At 54.7% G+C, this 24,609-nt stretch carries 15 protein-coding genes, 1 tRNA gene and 4 pseudogenes; 7 read left to right on the forward strand and 13 right to left on the reverse strand.

Annotated elements, in window-relative coordinates; all coding sequences use genetic code 11:
- Window positions 1-1,026: 1,026 nt before the first annotated feature.
- The 4 genes and pseudogenes from MUBE_RS15225 to MUBE_RS12375 all read left to right on the forward strand — a co-directional run bounded on the left by MUBE_RS15225 (window position 1,027) and on the right by MUBE_RS12375 (window position 4,839).
- A complete protein-coding gene (locus MUBE_RS15225) occupies window positions 1,027-1,242 on the forward strand; it encodes a hypothetical protein (protein ID WP_133297112.1) in 216 nt (71 codons plus the stop codon).
- Window positions 1,243-1,289: 47 nt separating this feature from the next.
- Window positions 1,290-1,772: pseudogene (locus MUBE_RS12360) on the forward strand ((2Fe-2S)-binding protein).
- 103 nt (window positions 1,773-1,875) lie between these two features.
- Window positions 1,876-2,460, forward strand: coding sequence for a hypothetical protein (locus MUBE_RS12365; RefSeq protein ID WP_165849849.1), 585 nt, complete (start codon window positions 1,876-1,878; stop codon window positions 2,458-2,460).
- Between the two features lie 2,106 nt (window positions 2,461-4,566).
- Complete coding sequence (locus MUBE_RS12375) at window positions 4,567-4,839, forward strand: hypothetical protein (RefSeq protein WP_116540762.1); 273 nt, start codon at window positions 4,567-4,569, stop codon at window positions 4,837-4,839.
- A gap of 923 nt (window positions 4,840-5,762) precedes the next feature.
- Here MUBE_RS12375 and MUBE_RS12385 read toward each other — a convergent pair.
- The gene (locus tag MUBE_RS12385; protein ID WP_133297113.1) at window positions 5,763-6,227 is read right to left on the reverse strand and encodes a hypothetical protein; all 465 of its coding nucleotides are present in this window, start codon (window positions 6,225-6,227) and stop codon (window positions 5,763-5,765) included.
- Window positions 6,228-6,479: 252 nt separating this feature from the next.
- On the opposite strand from MUBE_RS12385, the gene MUBE_RS12390 reads away from it, so the two are divergent.
- Window positions 6,480-9,074, forward strand: a complete 2,595-nt coding sequence (locus MUBE_RS12390; protein ID WP_116540765.1) for a (Fe-S)-binding protein — start codon at window positions 6,480-6,482, stop codon at window positions 9,072-9,074.
- 56 nt (window positions 9,075-9,130) lie between these two features.
- Here the strand turns inward: MUBE_RS12390 and MUBE_RS12395 are convergent, their stop codons facing one another.
- Entirely contained in the window at window positions 9,131-9,313 is a 183-nt protein-coding gene (locus tag MUBE_RS12395) for a hypothetical protein (protein WP_133297114.1), read from the reverse strand.
- Between the two features lie 325 nt (window positions 9,314-9,638).
- Between MUBE_RS12395 and MUBE_RS12400 the strand changes: the two genes are divergently transcribed.
- On the forward strand, window positions 9,639-10,973 hold the full coding sequence (locus tag MUBE_RS12400; protein WP_116540767.1) for a pyridoxal phosphate-dependent aminotransferase: 1,335 nt from the start codon (window positions 9,639-9,641) through the stop codon (window positions 10,971-10,973).
- A gap of 91 nt (window positions 10,974-11,064) precedes the next feature.
- Here MUBE_RS12400 and rfbA read toward each other — a convergent pair whose 3' ends face one another.
- The 9 genes and pseudogenes from rfbA to MUBE_RS12440 all read right to left on the reverse strand — a co-directional run bounded on the left by rfbA (window position 11,065) and on the right by MUBE_RS12440 (window position 17,176).
- Window positions 11,065-11,931: a glucose-1-phosphate thymidylyltransferase RfbA gene (rfbA, locus tag MUBE_RS12405; RefSeq protein ID WP_116540768.1), complete on the reverse strand. Its 867-nt coding sequence runs from the start codon at window positions 11,929-11,931 to the stop codon at window positions 11,065-11,067.
- A 28-nt stretch (window positions 11,932-11,959) separates the two neighbouring features.
- A pseudogene (locus MUBE_RS19535) lies at window positions 11,960-12,330 on the reverse strand (nuclear transport factor 2 family protein).
- Between the two features lie 79 nt (window positions 12,331-12,409).
- A complete protein-coding gene (locus MUBE_RS20495; RefSeq protein ID WP_424399097.1) occupies window positions 12,410-12,679 on the reverse strand; it encodes a hypothetical protein in 270 nt (89 codons plus the stop codon).
- A 1,187-nt stretch (window positions 12,680-13,866) separates the two neighbouring features.
- Window positions 13,867-14,004 carry a hypothetical protein gene (locus tag MUBE_RS16025; protein ID WP_165849845.1) on the reverse strand — a complete coding sequence of 46 codons (138 nt, stop codon included), beginning with the start codon at window positions 14,002-14,004 and terminating at the stop codon, window positions 13,867-13,869.
- Window positions 14,004-14,574, reverse strand: a pseudogene (locus MUBE_RS12420) (UDP-glucose 6-dehydrogenase); the annotation flags it as partial. The pseudogene MUBE_RS12420 and the gene MUBE_RS16025, both read right to left, overlap by 1 nt.
- 300 nt (window positions 14,575-14,874) lie before the next feature.
- Window positions 14,875-15,171, reverse strand: coding sequence for a hypothetical protein (locus MUBE_RS12425; RefSeq protein WP_116540769.1), 297 nt, complete (start codon window positions 15,169-15,171; stop codon window positions 14,875-14,877).
- Between the two features lie 103 nt (window positions 15,172-15,274).
- Window positions 15,275-15,577, reverse strand: coding sequence for a DUF7159 family protein (locus MUBE_RS12430; RefSeq protein WP_165849850.1), 303 nt, complete (start codon window positions 15,575-15,577; stop codon window positions 15,275-15,277).
- 356 nt (window positions 15,578-15,933) lie between these two features.
- The gene (gene dcd, locus MUBE_RS12435; RefSeq protein WP_116540771.1) at window positions 15,934-16,506 is read right to left on the reverse strand and encodes a dCTP deaminase; all 573 of its coding nucleotides are present in this window, start codon (window positions 16,504-16,506) and stop codon (window positions 15,934-15,936) included.
- Window positions 16,507-16,561: 55 nt separating this feature from the next.
- Window positions 16,562-17,176 carry a VldE C-terminal domain-containing protein gene (locus MUBE_RS12440; protein ID WP_116540772.1) on the reverse strand — a complete coding sequence of 205 codons (615 nt, stop codon included), beginning with the start codon at window positions 17,174-17,176 and terminating at the stop codon, window positions 16,562-16,564.
- Between the two features lie 291 nt (window positions 17,177-17,467).
- Between MUBE_RS12440 and MUBE_RS12445 the strand changes: the two genes are divergently transcribed.
- A tRNA-Gly gene (locus tag MUBE_RS12445) sits at window positions 17,468-17,541 on the forward strand.
- A gap of 4,121 nt (window positions 17,542-21,662) precedes the next feature.
- Here MUBE_RS12445 and MUBE_RS12450 read toward each other — a convergent pair.
- Window positions 21,663-21,887, reverse strand: a pseudogene (locus MUBE_RS12450) (PE family protein); the annotation flags it as partial.
- Between the two features lie 1,718 nt (window positions 21,888-23,605).
- Window positions 23,606-24,292 carry an esterase gene (locus tag MUBE_RS12460; RefSeq protein WP_116540814.1) on the reverse strand — a complete coding sequence of 229 codons (687 nt, stop codon included), beginning with the start codon at window positions 24,290-24,292 and terminating at the stop codon, window positions 23,606-23,608.
- Window positions 24,293-24,609: the final 317 nt, after the last annotated feature.

Below are 24,609 nucleotides of genomic sequence, written 5' to 3' on the forward strand. Positions count from 1 at the left end.
AACAGCAGAAAAAGTTATACTGCTCAGCTGCACTATCAGTGAATACGTGGTTCCTATGACCAACCCTACTGTCGCGGAGTGCTAGATTGCCTGTAGGACAGTGCAAGACATCGGTGACACGTTTCTGGAAAACCTCGCCTACGACGATTGTAACTCGCTGGCAACCATGTTCGCCTACTATCTGCTGCAGAAGGCAACCTAGGCTCAGCCCGTAAAATTCAGCCATGTCGAGATACCCAGCGCTGACCCAGGCGGATACAAGGGCTGCAGAGAAGGTAAAACCATCGGCTCGGTGCCGACAATGGTCAACGCGATCAACTACGCACTGACGACGATGGGTGTGACAATATATCCGGTAGTCGGATAACCCGGTGGCCATCACCTCATTGCCGAGTGAGCAGTATCGGTGAAAACCGCGTCACCGGTCAGGCACCATCTAGCAGATAGTTGACCTGATACATGAACTTGCTTGGGATAATAACACTTTGGCTGACGGACAGAGCTTGGTGCCAATACGGTTAGCGTATTTCGACCATATCATCGACATTTCCCGACTCAGCTAGCTATAGGGTATTGAGCGCCACGGTGACCCATTATGGATCGACGCCGGAGCTATCGAGGCCAAAGTGAGCGCTTCTCCGTAAGTCCGCCAGGGATTTACGTTTCTTACCCAAACTAAGCTGTACACCCGGCACGTTCAGATCCTCAGCAGAGGCACCCTGAGCGGCTAGGTCGTACACACCGAAGTTGCCGACGAATGCCTGGCCGTCGTGTTAACACTGGACACGGTGATCGAAGTGCTGTCTCTATAAAGATGATGCGAGATCCCTGCCTCAGGCTTCTTCATCGGCGTGCGAGAAACAGCTATCACACTAAAAAAAATCGTAATCGGAGTACTTTTGTATATACACAACAATATATCAACATACATAATATATAAATTGTATTGCTGTATATATAAATTGTATTGCTGTCAAATTTATTTAACTATCACCGGGTCGATCATACTCGTTGAGCTCAATCGCAATGACCTCGTCTCCCACGGCGCGAATAGGGTCACTTGGGCTAGGCGCCACACCTCAGCGTGCGAAGACCGTCGAAGCGGCAATCATCAGAAAGCCAGTCCGCGAGCCAGAGCCCGAGGAGACCGGCCAGGAAGCAATGACGGAACTTGACGACGTTCCAGCCGATCTGCACACAGATAGTGCATGTTACCACACCCAGGTGGGAGCTCCAGGGTAGCCCGTGCCTAGGCCGACATGGCTGAAGATTCAAGCACGAGGCAACCACTGCATGAACAACCGGTCCGGCTATCAGTCAACGGAACCCCTGTCTCTGCCACCGTCGAACCGCTCCTGACGTTGGCGAACTTCCTGCGAGAGAAGGTTAGCCTAACCGCTACCCATCTAAACTGCAAGCACGAGGCATGCGGCGCCTGCACGGTGTTGCTGGACAGCAATCCTAAACAATCATACCTGCTGTTCACGGTGCAAGTAAGCGACATGGATATTACAGAATCTTGTCTCCCGACAGAATCTTGTCAGCGGTGCAGTCAGCGTTACGGGAATGTCACAGGCTGCAGTACGACTTCTGCACGCCAGGTTGCATAATTTCACTGACCGCACTGCTGCGTGACGATCCTGCCCTCACCGATGAGTAAATACGCGCTATGCTATCCTAGAGTTTCTGCCGCTTGCACCGGTTACCAAGGTATCGCCGCTACAGCTTACCGCGCCGCAAAGATGGTAGCTAGGTCCGTACTGCAGTTATAACGCTTTGTAATCGGCGCCATTCCAAAAAGGCTTCACTGCAGTAACTTGCATCACCTCATGCGTAGCCTGACTTGCGGTGTCTCAAAATTTTGGGGAGTGGTGCGTGCGGTTTTCGCAAAAGACATGGCGGAGTCTGGCCAGTGGCTCGCTGCTGCTCATCCCCTTGCTGACCAACCCTATGCTGATCGACGGCTGCAGCACCATCATCGAGGGCAAGCCGGTCGCCACAACGGGAGCGGGACCAACTGCACCATCCTTACCCGCCATGAGGTTGACGCCACCGGCCACCAAAAACCCTAACGCGACCCCACCCAGCGCACCGACAGACCCGACCACGCCGGCCAACGTGATCCCTCTCTCGCCCGACCAGAATGGTTACGTCTTTATCGAAACCAGGTCCGGAGTGACGCGCTGCCAGATAAGCACCACCAGTGTAGGGTGCGAAGCACCCTTCACCCATTCCCCTATGCAGGATGGCGAGCACGCCAACGGCGTCAACGTCACCGCGAACGGCTCCGTGCAGTGGGTGCTGGGCAACCTCGGGGCCATCCCAACTGTCACCATCGACTACAAGACCTACAACGCGCAGGGCTGGACGATCAACGGTACCGTGGATGGCACCCGGTTCACGAACAACCGCACTGGCCATGGCATGTTCGTCAGTATTGACAAGGTCGACATATTCTAGGCACTCAGGTCACTTCGCCGGTTGGGGCCACAGTAGGATCACAGCGGCGAACTTGACCTCTGCTTTTAGACTACGGAAACGTAGCGCAGATCGTCATCAAATACTTCCGTACACGCATCTCACGGATGCTCCTCTTTGCACTCCTGAGCATCCGCTTAAAAGCCGTCACATCCACCCCATCGGCACCGACGATTCAACGGTGAACATAGCAGGAAATGGCGCCGTGCAGCGCCATTTCCTACACGTACCAGGCAGTCCGCACACCAGTCAAGCACCAGTTTTCGACTTTTAGTTTTTTTCGTTTTAGCCTAAAGCATGTCTGTCATGCTTACCGTTGAAAAACGGACCGTTCTACAATCCCATGCGTCTCAAGACTTCGCGCCGCTATTTGAGGCATTCGCATCTCAACAGGTTCCCGTATGCGGCGTCAACAACTATTCCTATTATCCTGCTGGATCCGGTGCGTAAGGCACTGTTCATGTAGTGAATGCGATGGCACACGCCAAAGTACATCGCTCTCATGCTATGATAGCAGAAGCTGGCCACCCAAGAGGCGGTCAGCCTGTTTAACATCGCCTGGCCAACGCTGATCAAACTCCTTGAAGAGGGAAACAGTCTGTTTGATAAGCTGGATCGGCATAACTAAGGTCTACCTCGATGCCCCATTGCAGTGCCAAGAGGATAAAGACACGAACCAACCGACACGTGGGCCTGGACGCGTTAACCCGGGACTCGATAGATGAAATTACCGCAATCCTCAAAGGTATTAGGAGCTAGGCAGTACGGCGTTTCAGTGGTATTGAACGCTAGTGTGCTCGCTTCTTATTCGCTCCTCGCTGTGCTGCTGCGGTTGGCCGGTGGAAGTATCTATTGACACCTCTGTTCTCATGACATCATGATTGAGACACATCTTATTATACTTGAAAAGCCCAGCTTTACAGCGGAAATCGAGGATAAACGACTTAATACGATGCAGCAAAATGCCATTGATGCTGAGGTCACCGAGTACTAGGAGTTCATCGACGCAATACTAAAACAATGAAAAGAGCCGTCATACGCTCACTACAGCAGTCAAGGAATGTGCAGAAGTCATCGTCACCGCCGGCAGTACGGACTTTCCAGCAGAAGCCGTCGAGCCGTACAACATCGAGGTGACCTCACCCGGATAACTTTCTGTCCAACCAGATTGACCTCTATGCAGATGCCGCCCATGCAGTCCGGATTCCGGCTGGTGGCAGCTTGGACTAACCCACCCTCGGCTTCTTAGATGCGTTGGCCACTACGGTTCCGAAATTCGCAGCTGAAACGCTTCGGCTGTTCCGCCCAACTGGCTGTCCGCGCAGGCATACTCAGACACGGCTCTGGTGGACCTCTTGAGATCGCAACAGTTTTGGCCGCTATCCCGGCAAACGGTCGCACAACGGCAGTTGACAGGTAGTGTCAGTACTATCGATGCCATAGCACGCTACGACCCATCAAACGATTTGAACAATCAGCCGACGCAGTACGCAAACCTCGGCCGGGGCGAATACTCACCATCCGGATCACCGCCTCTGCCTCCAATGCTGTCGCTTTCGACACCCATTCCGCCTGACCAATTCGAACCTTCCGGGCTTTGGGACCAGGAAACCGAGCCCATCCCGCCATACCGCAAGCCGGCGGTGCTCGTCGACTGAACCCTGCTGGTGCTGACCCTGATCGCGCTGATTTTTATACGGCATCATCAAGCTGATCGACGCAAGTCAAGACACCAGCAACACTCCGTCGACCATCACAACCCCGAGGTCAATGCCGCCACCACAGCAACTATCTCGGCGACCGCATCTGGCCGCCACTACCATTGGTCATCACTATCCCCGAAATGCCGGCAGTGATTACCCTTCCGCCTGGCATCACCGACATGAGCTAGTCGCACGTGTCGCAGCCAGATCAAGGTTCAGCTTCCGACTTGCAGCTGACGCTGGCCGATACAATCAACAGCCATAATACACTCACGCCGACCACCAGTAGGACAACCAACACAGGGGTACCGGATGTGAGCGAGTCGCTCGGGTTGTCGATCGGAGCGGCAAACCTGATCACGACCCGACAAGCCACAGACCCATTGTGACACTGTTCGACTACCGACCCGCTGAAATCGCTCTGCTAGAGGAAAATCCTAACCTGACCGAGCCCGGCCTTACGTTGCAGGGATTTGTCGAACGAAGTCGAGGACCGGGTTCCGTTGGTGGCGGCCGACGGGACGAAGCACCTCGGCGAGACGGCAACGGTCGCCGCGCTCGACACGATAGCGTGCACAGCCGGCAGTGGGACACCGGTCACCTCGCCTATTGGTCTGACAGTCAGTTCGCGGCATTGTGTGAGGCGTGGGTCACCTAGCAGGCCCTGGTGTCCGACGGCGCGCCTACCCTGATGGTTTCTAACGATAAGGTTGCGCCCACAACACTGTAAACTAAACTAGAATTTCTGCCGGACGATGTTGTCGTTTTGTGCGACATTGGCGCTAGCGACGCTACCGTCACTTTGGTCAACGTAAGGTCGAATGTCGTGTCTCACTGGTCACAGATCAGCCATAAGGTTTCGCAACACCGAGTTCTCCGGTGAAGCAATCGATCAACTCATCCTGACTTGGTTACGGACGAGCGGCCCTTGCGCCTACACCACCAAGCTCGTCAACATCGCACATAGAGTCGCTGACTAGTCCGCTTATCGAATACCTGCGCGCCAAATGAAGAGTTTTCTGCGGCCGCAGCGACTACCATTCGTGCCAGGTCATTGGGACCCAACACCGATACACGGTTGTCCCGCACAGAGTTTGAGAAACTTGTCGCTGAGCCACTTGGTCGCTTAATCAGCACCGTCGAAGAGACGTTGCTGCGCAACGATATTCCGCGAGGCTACCTCACTATCACCGCGACCGCCGGCGGTGGCGCAAGCATCACGCTGCTCATCGCACGATTGTCGGAACGCTTGCAGGCTCCTATCTTGACCACGCCACAGCCCGCACTCACCGCCGCCGTTAGTGCGGCGGTACTCGGTCAGCAACAATCGCCATCGGACATGCCGACCACCATAAGCGTCAGCGTCAACGCTACCACCGACTTAGTAACCCCTCCAACCGAGATAAATCCATCGACATGGACCACTCAGACCGCTGACAACGACACATCAGCTACTTACCGAGCCTTGGCCTGGTCCCAGGAAGCTGCAGATATAGCCGAGCCGACACCCTATGCAGGCCTCGACGCAGTCAGCGAATACAGCCGGGAAATAACGGGATTCGACTATCCATACGACCAACGCTATGCGACCGAAATCGCACCGCTGCCGTGGTATATGCGGTGGTATAAATGTACGGCCCTGGTATTCAGTGTGGGAGCCGCGGGCGCAGTCGTGCTGGCAGCCGCATTGCTGACGGTGAACTTGGGCCACAGCAAAAACAAGCCGCCCGACACTATGACCGCTGAACCAGTACCACCGCCGACGTCGCAGACCGTGACCACGACCGGGCCGAACAACAGACCTACCGTAACGGTGACCCCGCCGCCGTCCACCACCACGAACGCACCAACTACCACAACCACCAGCCAGCCCGCTACACCTACGATAACCACACCGGCCACGGCCATAACCACGACCACCAGCCAGCTGGCAACGACCACCCCGACCACGTTGTCACCGATGACGACTGCTACGCCACCGCTGACGAGCTCACAACAAACAACGTCGGAAACGTCCATCAGGCCCACTCGGCGTGAATCACTCATTGAGCCCCCGTTTAGGCGCTAACGCACGCTGAGCGTTGGACCGGCCAAAATATCAATAAATGCATGATCTACCAGCACCGCCGCGAAGTCGCCTCCAGTCATAAACAACTTAGGGTTGCCTTTCTCGTGTTGAAACCTGCGCAGATGTCACTATGAGCAGGCCAAAAAGCAACAATGGCGCGTCGCCTGCTACTGATATCGACTGGTCCGACGCAGTAATGTCGAAGTCACTACGCATGGGAGAAGCCTTTTGTGACCACGCAGACGCTGATCAGAATGGTGCTGGGCCTGAGCATGACCGCAGGCGTGCTGCTGTTCGCAGCACAACGCACCTTGTGGCTGTACAAGCTAATCATGTCCGGCCAACCGACCGGCGGGCGTACCGACGAGCTAGGTACCCGCATCTGGACGCAAATCGCCGAGATCTTTGGACAACGACGGCTGTTGCGGTGGTCACTGCCAGGTATGGCGCACTTCTTCACCATGTGGGGATTCTTCATCTTACTCACGGTCTACCTCGAGGCCTACGGCACGCTGTTCCAGCCAAGTTTCCACATCCCGATCATCGGTCGCTGGGACGTGCTGGGCTTCCTGCAGGACTTCTTTGCGCTGGCCGTGCTGGTCGGCATCGTTACGTTCGCGATCATCCGCATGCGCAACAAGCCGAAAGAATACGGCCGCAAGTCCCGCTTTTATGGCTCACACACCGGCGGTGCGTGGCTGATCCTGTTCATGATCTTCAACGTCATCTGGACGTATGCCATTTTCCGCGGAGCATCGGTCAATGCGCTCGGCGACGAGTTCCCTTACGGCGACGGCGCTTTCTTTTCGCATGCCATGGCCACACTGCTGCATCCATTGGGTCAGAGCGCCAACGAGATCATCGAGACCATTACGCTGATAATGCACATAGGCGTCATGCTGGCTTTCCTGTTGATCGTACTGCACTCCAAGCACCTGCACATCTTCCTGGCGCCGATTAACGTCACATTTAAGCGACTATCCGACGGACTAGGCCCGCTGCTGCCAATGGAATCAGACGGCAAGCCGATTAACTTCGAAAATCCTAGCGAAGACGCGGTTTTTGGTCGCGGCAAGATCGAGGATTTCACCTGGAAGGCCATGCTCGACTTCGCCACCTGCACTGAGTGTGGACGCTGCCAGTCGCAGTGTCCGGCCTGGAATACCGGCAAACCCCTGTCGCCCAAGCTCGTAATCATGGACCTGCGCGACCACTGGATGGCCAAGGCGCCCTACATCCTGGGAGAGAAAACGGCAGAGAAGCTACAGGATCCCGATCTAAAGACCACCACGCAGGAAGGCCGCCATGTGCCGGAATCCGGGTTCGGCCGGGTGCCCGGAAACGGACCCGAGCAGGCGGTCCGCCCGTTGGTCGGCACCACCGAACAGAGCGGAGTCATCGATCCCGATGTGCTGTGGTCCTGTGTCACTTGTGGCGCCTGCGTGGAGCAGTGCCCGGTTGATATTGAGCACGTCGACCACATTGTCGATATGCGCCGCTACCAGGTGATGATGGAATCGAAGTTTCCCTCCGAACTGTCCACCTTGTTCAAGAACCTGGAAACCAAGGGCAACCCATGGGGGCAGAACGCCGGCAATCGAACCGACTGGATCGATGAGGTCGACTTCGACGTCCCGGTCTACGGGGAAGACATAAACAGCTTCGACGATTACGAATACCTGTTCTGGGTCGGCTGTGCTGGCGCCTACGACGACAGAGCCAAGAAAACCACCAAAGCCGTCGCCGAATTACTCGCCATCGCCGGAGTAAAGTACTTGGTGCTAGGCATGGGCGAAACGTGCAACGGCGACTCGGCGCGCCGCTCAGGTAACGAATTCCTGTTCCAACAGTTGGCCACCCAGGCTGTCGAAACCCTGAACGGACTTTTCGAGGGTGTGGAGACCGTCGACCGCAAGATCGTCGTCACCTGCCCGCACTGCTTCAACACCATTGGCAAGGAATACCGACAGCTAGGCGCCAACTACATCGTGCTGCACCACACCCAGCTGCTTAATCGGCTAGTGCGCGACAAAAAGCTGGTCCCGGTCACATCTGTGTCTAAAGATATCACCTATCACGACCCGTGCTATCTGGGCCGGCACAACAAGGTGTATGAAGCGCCGCGAGAGCTGATCGGGGCGGCGGGAGCCAACCTCACTGAGATGCCTCGGCACGCTGAGCGCAGCTTTTGCTGCGGCGCGGGAGGTGCCCGCATGTGGATGGAAGAACACATCGGCAAGCGAATCAACCACGAACGCGTCGACGAGGCGTTGGCAACCAACACGGCCACGATCGCCACCGGCTGCCCGTTCTGCCGGGTGATGGTCACCGACGGTGTCAACGACCGACAAGAAGAGGCCGGGTGTAGCGGCATCGAGGTACTTGATGTAGCCCAGGTGCTGCTCGGCTCACTCGATTACGACAAGATGAAACTGCCGCCGAAAGGCACGGCCGCAGCAGAGGCCGCCAAGACTGCTCCCAAGGCTGGCGCGCCTGCCCTGACCACACCCGCCAAAGAGCCCACTGAGGCACCCGCTGAGATGCCCGCGCCGGAGAAAGTCACCCAGGCCGCGGCACCAGTGGCACTTGCCAAGGGACTCGGTATCGTCGCCGGCGCCAAGCGACCCGGCACCAAAAAGACAGCGCCGACAATCAAAACAGCTAAGGAACCCACTCACCCCGCCGTGCAGCAACCTGAAGCCAAGGCGGAGCTGGAGTCGAAACCCGAACCGTCCACGCAGTCTGACGGCGACGCGACACCGCCGACAGCTCCTGTTAAAGGGCTAGGAATCGCGCGCGGGACCCGTCCACCGGGCAAGCACTGACAACCGATTTGATCGGTATCAGGACGACAGTCAGTCGGACATGTGGCGGGCGATCCTCAGGAGGCCAAGCCGAGGAACACCATGAACAACCGTTCGCTGTCTGCCATGCACGTGACGAACACGCGACCGACCCGCGCTCCGAGGTTTGAGTGGCGAACTGTCGTGACCTTGTCGACCACAGCGAAGCTGAGCTCGGTGATACCGGTTATCGTCGGGGCCTCGATTCGCGCTATTGCCACGCCAGCCACCGCTGTCGTTGTCAGTGGTATGACGACGACCAATTCCGTTGCGGGAGAATCGGTCTTCCTGAACAACAATCGCCGGACAAAGCTTAGCGCCGCATAGGCACTCCGAGATGGTCCACAACTCGCCACAGTTCACTCGTCGTAATCCAGTGGGGCCAGACCGTCAGAGATTGCCTCAACAAAGTCCATGTCATCGCTGTGCTGGTCGACTCAATGCTTCCCGGTGTTTTTCTGCGGCGAACCGTTACGACCGAACGTTAGGTACCCACATTTGGGCTGGGCAGTATCCGCACTCGGGCATGCATACCGCCCATATTGCATGCAAAGGCTCCAACTTGCGCCAGACACCTATCAGCAAATTTCGTTAGACAACGATGGCACCATAAGTGACATGACTACTCGCCAGCTGCCCGTACACACCCCTGACCGCCAACTGCAGCGGACCTTCACGCAGTCGTCCAAACTCCAAGACGTCCTCTACGAAATCCGCGGCCCGGTCCACCAGCATGCCGCGCGGTTAGAAGCCGAAGGCCACCGCATCCTCAAACTCAATATCGGCAACCCGGCGTCGTTCGGGTTCGAGGCGCCCGACGTAATTGTGCGCGACATGATCCAGGCATTGCCGTACGCACAGGGGTACTCCGACTCCAAAGGCATCCTGCCCGCACGTCGTGCGGTGGTTACCCGCTACGAGCTGATCGACGGATTCCCCCAATTCGATGTCGATGACGTCTATCTCGGCAACGGCGTCTCCGAGCTGATTACGATGACACTGCAAGCCCTGTTAGACAATGGCGATCAGGTGCTGATCCCCTCACCGGACTACCCACTATGGACGGCGTCGACTTCGCTGGCCGGTGGTACACCTGTGCATTACCTCTGTGACGAAACCCAAGGCTGGCAGCCAGATATAGCCGACGTGGAATCGAAGATTACCGAACACACCAAAGCGCTGGTTGTGATCAACCCTAACAACCCGACCGGTGCCGTCTACAGCAACGAAATCCTTACCCAAATAGTCGATTTAGCGCGTAAACATCGGCTGCTGCTGCTTGCCGACGAGATCTATGACAAGATCCTTTACGACGACGCCAAACACACCAGTGTGGCCTCAATTGCTTCTGATCTGCTGTGCCTGACCTTCAACGGTCTGTCGAAAGCCTACCGCGTAGCCGGGTACCGGGCTGGTTGGCTGGCGATCACCGGGACCAAGGACCACGCCAGCAGTTTCATCGAGGGGATAAACCTGCTGGCTAACATGCGGTTGTGTCCTAACGTTCCTGCACAGCATGCGATCCAGGTAGCCCTTGGCGGCAACCAGAGCATCGAAGATTTGGTGCTTCCGGGCGGTCGGCTGCTTGAGCAGCGCGACACCGCCTGGACCAGACTGAACGAGATCCCAGGGGTATCATGCGTAAAACCCGCCGGTGCACTATACGTCTTTCCTAGGCTAGACCCGAAAGTCTATGACGTCGTCGATGACGAAAAACTGGTCCTCGATCTGCTACTGCAGGAAAAGATCCTGGTTACCCAGGGCAGCGGATTCAATTGGCCGGCAACAGATCATCTGCGCTTGGTGACGCTGCCATGGTCTCGCGATCTCGCGGCTGCGATCGACCGTCTCGGCAACTTCCTAGTCAGCTATCGGCAGTAAGCGGCCCCTCCACTCGTCAACCGAGTGGCGTAACCCGAAAGTTCGCTGCTACTTCCGTTGACCACAGCGGCATTGGCTAGGCTGGCCGAAATCAATGTTTTTCCAACAGCTCTGACAGATAACGGCCATACCCTGACTTAGCCAGTCTGTGAATGCGTATCGCTAGCTGCTCGTCGTCGATCCAGCCCATCCGCCACGCCACTTCCTCAGGAATACCGATCCTCAAGCCCTGCCGACGTTCCAACGTACGGACGAAGTCGCTGGCGTCCAGCAGTGAGTCGAAAGTCCCCGTGTCAAGCCATGCCGTCCCACGAGCCAGCACCTCGACCACTAACCGACCCTGGTTGAGATAGGTCTGATTGACCTCAGTGATCTCATACTCACCCCGCTTCGATTTGGTTAATCCTCTGGCAATCTCGATCACGTCGTTGTCATAGAAATATAAGCCAGGCACTGCGTATTGAGATTTCGGGGTGGCAGGTTTCTCCTCTAACGAGAGCGCTACGCCGTTAGAGCCAAACTCAACGACACCATAAGAAGATGGATTTGCCACCCAGTAGGCGAAAATAGCTCCACCGCTGACGGATTGGAATCTTTTCAGACTGATACCCAGCCCTGGTCCGTAGAAAATGTTGTCCCCCAATATCAATGCCACTGTGTCGGCTCCGATGTGATTAGCACCAATGACGAATGCTTGTGCCAGACCTTCGGGGGGATCTTGTGTCACGTAGCTGACATTGATGCCAAATTGCATACCGTCACCTAAGAGGCGTTGAAACCCTGGCGCGTCGTGAGCGGTAGTGATCACCAAGATGTCACGGATGCCGGCCATCATCAGCGTGGACAACGGATAGTAGATCATCGGTTTGTCGTAAACCGGCAGCAACTGCTTGCTGATGCCCATCGTGATTGGGTACAGTCGGGTACCCGAGCCGCCGGCCAAGATAATCCCCCGCATGAGTGGCTCCTAACGCTTCTATCGACCGCTAATTGACGAAGTCAACTTCGGTGGGATCGGTGGCTGCTAGTGCTGATGCCAAGTCCTTGCACCGGAACACCGACGTCATATGATCGTGGACGACCCGAAAGGCCAATGCAGCGGTTGTGACAGCAGTTGAGTCTACCCGGACCGCTGATTTTCCGTTCGACGACGCCATGGCCTACGTTAGATCCGCACCAGCTCCGCTGTAGTCTTGACGGACTTAGCCCATCGGCGCAGCGCCGAATGGCTCTGGGCGGTTCCGTGTGAGTCACTGATGTTAATGTCCCCACTAAACAAAGCTACCAGGGTCTCAAAGTCCACGGATTTGAGAGCGTGGTGCCACGTCAAAACGACAGCGATCTCCGATGTGGTCATGGTCCGCAAATTTCCGCGTAAATGTAGCATCCGACATCGTCGGCCGTGGCTAAAGCGGCATACAGTTCACCCAGTTTTGTCACATGCCTTTGTCATTATACATTTCGACAACCGATAGCAGCAAAACGACATTCGACGCACCATGGCCAGCAGCAGCCCGGTAGCGCCACCACGTAACACCGCGATGCCCTTGCCGTACTGGTGTGATCGGACTAATCCTGACTTCAGCAACTTTGATCGTCCATTCGCCGGCTTCACCCAGCCCGGGATCGGTAGCATGTAAGTGCAAGACGTTGCCTACCTCGAGCAACAGTGTCGTCCATTGTTCCCAACCCGAATCACCATACACTCAAATCATTCGGTGATCCCGTCTGCCACTACATCAGGTGGGAGGGTAAAGCCGCCCCTGACCGTGAGAGCAGCGTCGGCCCGGTGCACTCCGACCTCAGGTAGCCCGGGCAGGCGCCGCCTAGGAATGTCCATACCGGTGTGTCTACACCAGATTGCTCGAAGGCTTTGACCAGTCATTGTGCGCCACCATGCAGCCAAGAGACGGCGTCAGCGAGATACGATGGCAGCTTGCCACCTTCTACGCTGCGGGGATCGAGTAAGTGGTCGAGTAGCTCCCTGACGATCTGTGCAGCCCAGCGGTCACCGTGGCCAATGTGGCGGGCCAGTTGCTTAAGGCTCCAACCCAGGCCGCGTCAGCACCAGGCTGGACTCGCCGATACCACGGATAAGGCCCGAAAAGGCGCGGTTCTGCTCGAGGAATGCGGCATCGTCGTCCATCTCACCAAACTATTCGGCAGTTACAATCGACTGGCAGCCGTGACTGACCACTGAAATTACCCGGTGTATCACCGGACAGCATGTTTTGTGAGTTTCGGTGTGGTCTACGGTGCGTGTGGTATCCAAAGTGAACCAGACCAGAGGATGAAGCTGAAATGTCTGTGTGATCGTTGATGAGCGGTGCGCACTGTCCCATTATCGTCGTCGCAGTGTTGAGCGTCATGCTGCTAAGCGCTAATCCGGCAAGCGCTGCTGATCCGATCCAGTTGAAGAAGAGCCAATTGGGCAATTGGTGCCTGAACAGCCCAAATTTAGAGCGCCGTAATAATGATCAAAACCTGCAATAGGACAAAGCCCCAGCTCTGGGTTTTCAACTCTGACAGTCAACTCGTCAGGTCGAGAGTGCGACTTTCCCCGTTAGTACATGAGCATCAAGGGCCTAGCGGATACCACAGCAGTGATTCTCTCAACCTGTCAAACCAATGCGCTGAACACACGTTGGAATGCCTAGGCCAGCGGCCAGGTCACGAGTCCCCTCAGTCCCTACCTCAACATCAATGGCAGCGTAACGAATCCTGGGCACTTCGGTGATTGCTTACCGCTGTGTTGCCAATGTAGCCGACGAGCAGCGGGACAGTGTTCCGTGACCCGCCTGGGCAAACGAACCCTCAATTCCGGAAGCGCGTCATAGAACGCAACTATAACCCCGCATTGCTAGAGCAAGCATGTGCCGCGCTTGAATGTCCGTCAACTTGCCTGCTGCCAACTGATGACGTCCAGGTAATCACGGCCGTCGACGATCACCCGCGCCTGCACGTGCTCAGCTAAGTCAGCGGGGTTGTGGTTGGTAGAATCCAACCACTTGGTAAGCCCCACAATGGGCATCCGCTCCGCGAATCGTATCCAAGCGCATACGCTAGTAGAGTGACGTCAACACCGACGAATTCGCACACCGCAAAGACCGCATTAACGAACAAATCTTCACTGCCAGAAACACATTAGCAGATACCTTAACCAACTCTCTGGTCTGCGGGTCAGTCACCAAAAATGACACACCCAAGCCCACCGGCCCAACTCAGCTGTGGTACCAACTGGGACCGTCGACTTACCAACGAATATCGATGAACTCGTCAGGCGAGGCACCAGCACATCAATGCTAGTGTGAACATAGCACAAACCGACACCGTATTCACCCTACGTTCTCTTTTGTGTCACGCAAACCTTAAAGAAATACACACTGGCGAACCAGGCCTCGCCATCGTAGTCGGTGATGCACCGGAGGCGTCTCACAGCAAGATATTGTCAGTCAGCAACTTGCACAGACTGGACCCGCAGAACGGGATGTCACCATCCAGCAGTGGGCTCATCAACTTTACCCGGCATCGATATTAACCTCCATCATACCGCACCCCAGGCCATCCCGACGGCGTAGGCAGCACCCCCATAGCCGGCCATCTGCACACTGTGCTACGCATACACCGTGTGTAGATGGCGGCCAATAAGCTAACTACATCGCGGCACTCATCGCCAGACATACAACAGACAAGCAGTTTACCAGATTGCAGAACAAGAATATCAAGAGCACCAAACCCACCGTAACCCCCGCCCACGACCACCAGTCAGGAACCCACCGTGACCCGGTACTATCAGGGAACCGAGGATCGGTAGTAATGCCAGTGTAGAAACTGGCCAAGGATAGGCTCCATCGATACCAGAGCCGAAACAGTCTGCTGGGGCGGGAGAGGCCGGTGCTGGTTACCGGGTAAGAATCGCTAGCTGCTGGCAAGGGTCGAGCCGCACGCCGACCGTCGGTCGAATGCTAATCGCAAGTGAAACGACCAGCGCCGTTACACCAACGATGAAGACCGTCACCAAAGCGCTACCAAACAACGTCAACGACCTCCACTCGCCGCGATTTACTCTGTGGATCGAAACGGCCAGTTCACTAGTGTAAGCATCGACCAACTCGTCGGAGATAGCACTGTCGGAGCGAGCACTTTCACTAGCATTCATGCCAACGGAGACGTCGAAATAGTCCGAGGACGAATACACCCGGTTTTATGCCGCCTAAAGCCTAGATCCTGCATGTAGGCCTGAGTCGCGGTGTACAATCCAAAAAACGATGCCTGCACCGATGCCCCGCACGAACACCGCATCAGGATACAACGACAAGCATCGTATCCAGACACGTCTCCAGCTCCTCCGCGCCAAAAACCATCGTAGCCAATTCGGCGACCGCCGAGTCATTGTACTCAGGTAGGACGCGCCGTTGAACGTAGACGATAGACCCGTCAGTGGTATCGACAACCGCCGTGGTCACTGCATTTGGCGTAATCAACAACAATGCGGTGTGTGCATAATTGGTTTGATTGCCAACCGCATGCGTAAGTACAGCCGCAGTGAGAAACGTCGGCACCAGCATGGCGTTCCAAGCTCTTAGGTGACCAGCACGTGGCACAGCACAGCCGCCGGCGACCTAATCGGTCCACGTCACCCCGATAGCAGACAGCTAAAGACCGACCTCGGCCATACCTCCACAGGTACCCAAATTGACAGAGATAACTTGATCGAGTGCGCTGGCAGTGTCGGAGCCATCAGTGACCTCGAACTCATCCTTTTCAACTGTGGTACCGTCCGCATTTCACCCTCGACTAGGGCCATCTAGACCGAAACCAATGCCATCGACACCCCGAGCGCGCAATATCCAAGACCCTTCCAAAGATTTTGCCAGCCAGCCGTAGTCTGGGACCAGGAGGAGAAACCACACGCCAACACTAACGAGTGCCATGAAGGCTGTGCGGGGTCCGGCGCAAGCTAGATAGTTCTTATGAAATTCTCATAGCTTCGGGAGGGCGTCGGCCCTCGTTGACCCTGGTATTTCGACCCCACCCTTATACTGCCGTAGGGATGTTCCGCCGGACTGGTCAAGCGCAAAATGCACAGTTGACCGATCTTCATGCCCGGCCAAAGGGTGATCGGCAGGTTAGCAACATTGGACAGTTCAAGCGTGATGTGCCCAGAGAAGCCGGGATCAATGAAGCCCGCGGTCGAGTGCGTCAACAGGCCCAGCCGGCCTAACGATGATTTGCCTTCCAACCGTCCCGCCAGAGCGTTGGGCAGAGTGAAGAACTCCAACGTGGAGCCAAGCACAAATTCACCTGGATGCAGCACAAACGGTTCCCCATCAACCGGTTCGACCAGACTTGTCAGCTCATCCTGTTGCCGCGCGGGGTCAATGTGGGTGTAGCGGGTGTTGTTGAACACGCGGAACATGCAGTCAAGGCGAACATCGATGCTGGACGGCTGCACCAGGACGTCATTGAATGGGTCAATGCCCAACCGGCCGGCGGTGATTTCAGCCCTGAGGTCACGATCAGAGAGCAACACTCGATGAGCGTATCTGCCGCTGAGCGCGTCTGACTCGGGTCACCAGCTTCACGCCTTAACGGAGGTAGTTTTCCCGACCCGTAGGGTATCCGCCCCCGGTCGTGGTGACGTGGACGTGGTCATAGTGGCCAAACCCCGTCGCTTTTGCACCACTGGGTGTGTAGTACACACCACGCCAAATCACATCTTGCATCCCGAATCGGGTTGCGTTGTCAAACACGAAGGCAACGATCGCATTTCCAAGCGCAATGCCCTCAGCAGTGCCGGCGTTAGGAACCATCACGTCAATCGCAAAGCCCTGCGGATGCCATCTCAACGAATCCGGTCGCACACCACCAATTTCACGTATCATGGAAAAAGCTGCACTGATAGCGCGCGCCGCCAGGATGGTCCTCACTTGTAAGCCCTGCTCTGATGCGACCCCGACAGGCAGAAAACGAGAGCGATTGTCGACCCGCCACCTCGATACTCGGGCATGCTGACCAGCGTGGGAGCGTACCGCCACCGCACTCTCGGGCATGTTCGCGGTCGAGACTGCTGGCACGATTTGCAGGCAACACGCCGGAACATCGGCGACAACCGGCTTAGCGTCGTTACGGGAAGCCCGTGAATGGGCATCTCCAGCCACTGTGAAGAGCGCAGCGGCTGGGACGAGGACCGCAGCTAGCATCAGTGACGACTTTCGTCGGTTCCTGGGCATTTTATGGCAAACCACGAAGAGCACTCTACGAGATCACGAAAGAATAAACATCTCCCAGTCAAGATCTTAAGTACAATCAGTCTACCAGGACGAACGAGTTAATTGGGTTGTACCAGAAAAATTTTCCACGCTTTTACGTCGCGTAGCGACATTTCGACGTCAACACTAGAAACGACGCCTGATATCACGCTCAGCGAACGGCAGGAAGCCTAGCATCCGGCGCGACGCCGGATGCTAGGCTTTCGGAGCAACCACGCCGATGCCGATGTAGTTCAATGGCAGAACGTCAGCTTCCCAAGCTGAATACGCGGGTTCGATTCCCGTCATCGGCTCCAAAAGTTACAGATCAGCTACCATTATTGTAGATCTCATGCCCGTAATTTGCTATTTTTAGCAGTTGTTTAACCGTACACCCACCGCCAACTCAGTTTGCAGCCCAGCTCCGTAGAATCGATCAGGACTTACCGTCACGCTTCGACGCACGGTTGCGACCTCCTCCACGTGTAGTCTGCGTCCGCCACGCACCCGCCAGACCCGTGCCCGAACCCCGACTCCCTTCGCAAAGATCTCGACGAGTGTCGCCGTCAGTTACTCCCGTGTTGCCCCACCAAGGAACTAGAGACATATGGATCTTCGCCGCCTGATCGACCGCCAACTCGTCGGGTCGCTGAAGAATCTACGTATCCCGACCCCGATCACAATCTACCTTCGTTGACCGACGTCGCGCAGCCACATCTCATCCGCGATGCCTTCGGATTTGGCTTTTATGCCATAGAACGTAGGAGGCGTGCGCACTGCGTAGCTCAAGTCGTGAAGGAACCGTTGGAGCGTTCAGCCGGGCTGAATATTCTCGCCGAGGTACAACTCAGGCGACACAACCCAGAGGGATACGCGCGGTGGTTCGGATATCAGCCTCGGAGATTCCGAACTAATCCGCGACTACCTCGGACTTCTCTCCGCCCTTGAATGTGGCGACCACATCAATCGTTCGAGAATCATTTGTAGACGAACGCCCCACGTACGACAATCCCTCAAGAATCCACGCCTCAACAAGAGAAATGAACGTTACAGGTAGGCCGCCTGCGGACGTGTTCAGCACATGAACGAGCGGTCTCCCCCGCTACATAGCCCTTTATCCACCGGTGAAACGTTTGACGAGGCACTACGAGACAGAGACCCATATTCTTGCTGCCGTTCACATAACGACCCTCGACAGCCACGGCTCCTTATCCTCTCTGCTTCAGTCACAGCTACTCGATCGTATGTATCGTGAAGGACAAACATCTGCGCCAAAGAGTGGTGGCGCAAGCGACCGGCGGAGCATCTCCACTCCCTACGGTTCTCGAACCGACCCGTAAACTATGGTGCATGGTATACCCTATAACCGCACCATGAATAGATAATGGTTAAGTCATTGGATCCGGCTTAACGTCCCAGTAAACCACTACAACACGACCCGTGAAAAGCCTGGGTCAGGGCGGGGAGCCACTGCACGTTTCACGAATTCCTAAGTCGAGTATGACCTTCAGCCGCAGGCAATTAATTTTTACATAGAATCATATATTCTTTGTCAGGCTAAATTCCCGCGTTTTTGATGCTGCGGACGGAAAAGTGTAGCCGAGCTTGACGACGACTTAGCAGCTGATGTCCTACGAGGTCGTAAGTGACCGACAACACCGCTACACGCGCTTTCAGTAACTGCGATCCACTGCCCCATCATCCTATCCCTTACTTACTTTGTGGTAGGCGCTGACCTAGTAGCCATAGTTGCAATCAAGCTGATCATCACAAAAATGATATCGAGTTGACCGGGTGACAACTTGACTCCGCGACAAGGTAGTGAATCCGTCCACTGTCGAGATTTGTCCACAATGTCTGTTTGTCTGCCGAGAGGACCCATACAAGCCAAAAGGTAAAATCCAGAATCAGTATTCTGTACACGTTCCCGAGTTCGACGAAGCTATCGACGCAATGCCCGCAGGCTTGATGGACCTAAATCACTAACCGAAATCGGGTACCTAAACGACGGCGAGTTCTTTCTTCAGCTCTCAAAAGCCTTACCCGAAGACGTCTTGATCGGGATAGATAATTCCGCGTTCACCCAAGTCGATTGATGCATGTTACACCCGAATACTGCCACAGCTACCAGCCGACAGCGCGGTCACTGTAGTAGCAACACACCACCACCCACATTGGATTCCATTGCATGGCAGACCCAACATCAGGTTAAGGCGAGTCGCCGCCTTCGCCCGTCGAAATCACCACAACCGCAAAGGTGATCGCGATAATCTGCATGTTAGGCATAAACACACTTTCGACGCGTCAACCCAAGAAGAATCTCAACAAAACCTCCAAAGTCCAGCTCAGATGATCTGTGGTCATCCGTGCCGCTCTAGATCAGTGTCACCGCAGCCGATTACAGCAACCAAGTCGCCATGACCTCAGTTAGCTTAGTATATCAACACCGGCTCGACCCGCAGTACCTTAGCGGCCGGCAACATTGACCTATTGTGGAATGATTCGACCAAGCAGAATCACAAAGGTCACGGTGTGCAAAACGGCTCGGCGAGTCGGGCATGAAAATCGACATAGGGTCAATCCCCCTACCAATGTCGTCGCCAACCCAACATTACCTGTCGCAGTCGTGGAAGAAGAGACTATTGAAGAATAAGATAAACGACGCCGAGCTGACCACCACCGACTTCACCACGGCCTGATAGTTAGTTATCGCCACCCGCACCGTCTCGGTGCTCCCCGCTGCCGAAGCGCACCGGTTCCACGGCCAACCTCTCCCAAGCAGCAACCGAAGCATACAACAGCGAGAACCCCACACCCTAATACATTCGCCCCGAATTAATCTCCGGCGCTAACAACACAAAATCCAGAACCCAAATCAATTTTTCACCAACACAACCAATGCCAGCAGGGTCAACGCCAAAAGGTCACCCAATAGCTGGTACAAGTCGAGCTCGAAGTTCGTCAAGCAGCCGACATCGGACCCGATTATTCGATACCACCTAAGACTACACCACAGGGCAAAACACTAATTATCGGACGAAACACCGAATTTTGCGATCCACAGATATAGTAGACGGCCCCTGTACCACAGCACTCCCTAGTAAGATCGCGGTGTCACTTAAGTAGTGTAGTTCTTGCAAAGATTAAAGCCTATGGAAATTCGATGCCATAGGTGATATCCGGATTCGTTCAGCTTATCCTCGAGCCCGAAAAACTTTCGGGGAAACCATCTACGGTGCCACACTAACGGGATTTTCGAATATAGCTACTGAATAACCAATAACTCAACACCTTCGCCGTTCTGGGCTGATACAGAAATTGCCCACTGTGTCAATCTCCTGCTAGCGTGTAGGCACAATCCTCCAGGCACGGACACTAATCAGCTATCCTCTATAGTGGGCCAGCCGCCGTCTCAATACTTGCCGGGACTGGTATCCGCATCACTACTGCTCAAATCAGCAGCCAATTGTGCTCAATCAACTGTTCGACAGCTCAGTTCATTAACTGCGGGGCGCGGGTAGCACATATCCGGACCACCGACTTCCCATGGACACAGAGCAGAGGTGTCCGTTGCCCAGATGACTATTCCTATCATGCTCATTGGCGGAGAAAAGCTCAATCGATCAATTGCGCAAGCTTACCATCTACCTTCGCGCACACTGGTGAAGAAACAGCCTAGCTAGGCATTGCCAAGGATAATAGATGCCCCGCCGTTCAGGATTAGTTCGACAGCCGTTAAAGACTGTCCATGGGCACTTCCACCTCTAACGAGGTGATTCCAAAATATAACACCACCAACATCGTCTCACCGATAAAAACATTAGTCCACTTTGGCAGAAGACTCAACCGAGAATAGTCAATATCCCTAATAGATCAACGGTTTTCAACACGGCACAAAACAACGCAGCGTTATTTTTCAGTACGAGTAATTCGTTGACCAATGCACCAAACTATGTCCATAAATAAGGCTACCGATGGACCTAAGAAAATCTCGCTGTTCATTAATCAAACGTGCAGAAAACCAACTGAATTCTATTAGGTTTCCGATCACGATCGAAAAGTTCTGCACTAGCTCTTCTGTGATAGTTTCAACGGCACTAAAAATCGCCTTGATGTTGCCAGCTTCCGGTGCGACCACAATGGCACCCCAGTAGCCGATCTGGTTAACAACTATTTGATGAAAGAAGGGCGATCACAGGCCAGTATGCGGTCCTGACATTAGAGGCGCCATCGCGTTGATACCAGTATTCTACAAGCTTGCAAAAGGTTTCGTAGATGTTGTCCTCGGGACAAATGCGGCAGACCCAACACGCAAACCGCCCCAGCGTTCTGTCACTGCGGCACGACACGACTGAGCAGTACGGGCCTCGACTGTTCCTGAGCTTTCTGCACCTCTCTAAGCGCACTGCGCAGCGGTGTCTGCAACCGTGGTGTGGTGTTAGCCTGCTTCGGTGTCGATGTAGGACGCCCTAACAACGGAAAATGCCCGTACAAAATCCTGATGGAAAACTACCGCTTGCAGGCTAACCGACTGATAAGTTGCAGCGTGATCGGAAAACATCCTGACAACTTGTGCTGATACCGCATCTCCGACTGGAGGGGCTAGTGCGGTGATGGAAACAGCCGTGGCCACATTGGCCACCTCGATCGTCGACTTTAATACTTGATAAGTCTTGGACTGCCGTGTCTACGTACTCAGGTACAGCAATCACAAACGACACGATCTGCAACTCCTTTGATATTGGAAACTATCACAATGCTTGCTGTATTACGATTTTCGACACAGCGGTGAAGCTAGAAGGCTCACGCGAGGCGCACCATCAGTCGAAATACCTATGTTCTTGTCGCGCTGATATCGTAGCTATCTCGGGCTACTCATGACGGACAGCCCTGTATGCTAGCCAAAGCTTCACTGCCGCACTTCGAACACTGCCCATCAACGCCTGCAACCGCGTGCTCTTTCTCTGCTATCGTGGCTCACACCTAAAAATGACATTTAGTCTCCGGGTCGAGCGGCGAATTGGTATACGGCCTCAATGATTACGCTGTTGCTGCGAAAACCTTAGTCGAACTGGCGACATGGAAGACCATCGAAAGACGTCGAACTAGCCACCCTGACCTGGGTCCACGGGCACAACACCAGCCGCCTGCACGACTATCTCGGGGACGTCTCGCCCACGGAGTTCGAGGCCGATACTTTAACGTACCGACCAATCTTGATCGAAATCCAATACTCCAACCTCTTGCCTGCCGCGGAACTAAGAGTCCCGCGGCAAGAGTGTCTGTCAAACAGACAGGAACCACTTGCCTAACGGTGGAAAAATCGTAACGCCACCGGACACTAAGGTCGAGATGAATACTCCTCCAGTCTAGCTATAATCGAATCCAAGAAAACCCGCACGTTGTCTAACGGAGTCTGCAACCACGGGGCAACACCGAAACCAGAATTTGAATAAGAACACCTGTCAATATAGCGTAAAATGCATTGCCTCAATATAGCCACAGAGTAACATTCTATAAAAATCTATATTCCGTAACCAAGCAGTGTAAAGATGTCACGGATTATGGATACAAGTTGTCACTAGGTTGCCCGATATCGCCTTAAGTATATAGGGAGAGTTTCAGATAGTCTTGTCCGAAAAGGAAGAAAAGAAAAACATGTGCATCATGTTCACCGGTATTGCCAGTAAATTGGTGGCCGCGTGGAGCAGGTTCCCGACAACGAGAGTATCAGATGTCGATTGGATACCGTCCGCTAATGACTCTCATTATTAGGATCGGTACGCCTAAAACACCAAAAACATCGCCAACAATAGCTGGCTCAACCTAGCCGACACACTGTAGACACATACCACACGTACATATGCCGGTTATGGCTGAGCTGATCGACAAAGAATTATATAGCTTTTCTCTCCTATCCATATTCGAACGACTTCAGTTTGTCGACGATATTTTGTATATCACGTGCTACGATCTGCGTAGTCTGACTTAAAATCTGCCAAAGCTCCTGTAAACCAGTTACCGTCATCAGTAACTTATACCTGAGAGTAATCAGTCAATATCAGACCGTTAATAATGAATTCCAGAAAGTCTTTGTTGATATCGTTCATGTTACCTTTAATGTTGTCGCGTAGGAGGTCTTTATGGCTTGCTCGAATACCACAAGCAATCCGAAGATCACCTGGAGTTAGCGTTAACGAAGTTCTCCAGATAAGTGACGATCTTTTGTAGGTAGTTGAGTCGCTGGAAGAAATCTCGAACATCCGCCAACGACACCACCGGCCGGACCTGCCCCGCGCTTCGGAGTCGCACACTTCAGCCAACTCCCCGACCACAACCTGACGCCCGTCCAACAGCCGGGCCGCGACCGGTGCTTGCAAGCTAAGCCAGCATGGGGTCGACCGCATAACGCGGCACCACTGCCTGGGTAGCACCGACCGAGTCGGGAAGCAGCTGCCCCTGGCTGAAGAAGAAAATCAATCCGTCATTGGTGGTAGCGAAATTCTGATAATTGGCGGGATTTAAGCCCACATCTGGCGCTATCGTCACCGGCTGGCCTGTCTGCTTCTGCAGCTCAGCCTGCACAATAGGAAAGATCGCCGGCAGCGGATCAGTGTCGGGCTTCCACAATGTGTTGTAGGTGATCGGCTTACGATAGCCCTGGTCCCAATTGAACGCTTTGTAGCTGGTTTGAGGCGGCCCTTCGCCGACCGTTTGGTAGATCTTGAGCACCAGGGATTGTGTACCGCGCGGCGGCACCGCTGACCCGTAGGGAGCCGAGGTAATATTCAGCTCGTTAGTCACGTCACGGAAAACGGTGGACTTAGCCGCATTGACAAATCCGTCACGCGTGCGAGCAACATAGTCATGCAGCGATTTCTGGTCCGGGTAGAAGCTTGGCAAGCTGATGTCAATCTGGTAGGCCGGATCTATGATCTGAATCTGACACACCTGCCCAGCAACGACGCCTTTAAGTTCATCACAGAAGGTCTTGGCCGCGGTCATGGCGACACTGGGGCCGCCGAACAGAATGCTTGCCGCGACAAGTACAGCTACCTTGATACGCATGTAGAAATCCTCTTCGGTGCGGGTATCCGAGTCGACGATGTACGTTAGGCCATCACACTTCCCATTCCGATCAGAGGCGAGCAATATCTTCACCAAGGTCGGACAGATTGCGGCGCTGCCACACGCACTATCATGGCCGACGGATTCAGCGAACACGTGGCACGAGGCAAGGCCCAAAGTCGACGGTCAAGTAGGCGCAGCGAGCACTCTAAGTGCACAGTGCATGAAGTTCGTTTCAAGATTATGTCGGAAACTCTGCTAATTGGCCAGGTTGGCTCGCACTATCACCTGGAACAGCCCCAACGAGCAAAATCAAC

It is taken from the genome of Mycobacterium uberis (assembly GCF_003408705.1).
Taxonomy (GTDB): Bacteria; Actinomycetota; Actinomycetes; order Mycobacteriales; family Mycobacteriaceae; genus Mycobacterium; species Mycobacterium uberis.